The sequence below is a fragment of the Pseudomonas sp. GM60 genome, from assembly GCF_000282415.1.
Taxonomy (GTDB): domain Bacteria; phylum Pseudomonadota; class Gammaproteobacteria; order Pseudomonadales; family Pseudomonadaceae; genus Aquipseudomonas; species Aquipseudomonas migulae.
This window is the reverse complement of the sequence record NZ_AKJI01000064.1, coordinates 1-880: the sequence shown is the minus strand read 5'-3', so window position 1 is coordinate 880 and position 880 is coordinate 1. Positions and strand designations below refer to the sequence as shown.

At 61.8% G+C, this 880-nt stretch carries 1 protein-coding gene; it reads right to left on the bottom strand.

The annotated features are described in order from the left end of the window. A partial coding sequence (locus PMI32_RS13125) for an Ig-like domain-containing protein (RefSeq protein ID WP_008030077.1) occupies window positions 1–880 on the bottom strand: 880 nt, incomplete at both ends.

The following is an 880-nucleotide window of genomic DNA, read 5'->3' as shown; positions in this document are numbered from 1 at the left end:
CCGGTCACGGCCTCGGAGAACGTGATGCTCACCAGGGACGTTTCGCCAATTTTCAGCGCGTTGTCGGCAATGATAATGGTGGCCGTCGGAATCACGGTATCGATCGTGTAGTTACCGGAGTTGGTAGTCCCGCTGCCCGCGTTGCCGGAAAGATCGGCCACACCGGTATTGTTCAGGGTGATGACGTTGGTCGCATCGTTCACACCCACTGTTGGCGTGAAGGTCGCGGTCCAGGTGATGCCGCCGTCGCTGCTGCTCACCGCGCTCAAGGTGCCGTTGGCGATGCTCAGATCCGCATTGGTGAAACCGCTGACCGCTTCGCTGAAGGTGATGGTCACCAGCGAGGTTTCGCCAGCACTCAGGGTTGGGTCGGCCACGACGATGGTCGCGGTAGGCCGGACTGTGTCGATGGCGTAATTGTTGGAATCGGTGGTGCCGCTGCCGGCATTGCCCGACAGGTCGCTGATGCCGGTGTTGTCCAGGGTGATCAGGTTGGTCGTGTCGTTGATGCTGGCGCTCGGCGTGAAGGTCGCGGTCCAGGTGATGCCGCCGTCGCTGCTGCTGACGGCGCTCAAGGTGCCGTTGGCAATCGTCAGGTCGGCGTTGGTCAAACCGCTGACCGCTTCACTGAAGGTAATCGTCACCAGTGAGGTTTGACCCAGCGCTAGCGTGGTGTCCGCCACAACTATCGTCGCCGTTGGGCGAACGGTGTCGATGGCGTAGTTGTTGGAGTCGGTGGTGCCAAGGCCGGCGTTGCCCGAGGCGTTTTGCACACCGCTGTTGTCCAGGATGATCAGGTTGGTGCTGTCGGTGATGGCGCTGGTCGGGGTGAAGGTCGCCGTCCAGGTAATACCGCCGTCGCTGCTGCTCACCGCCGTCA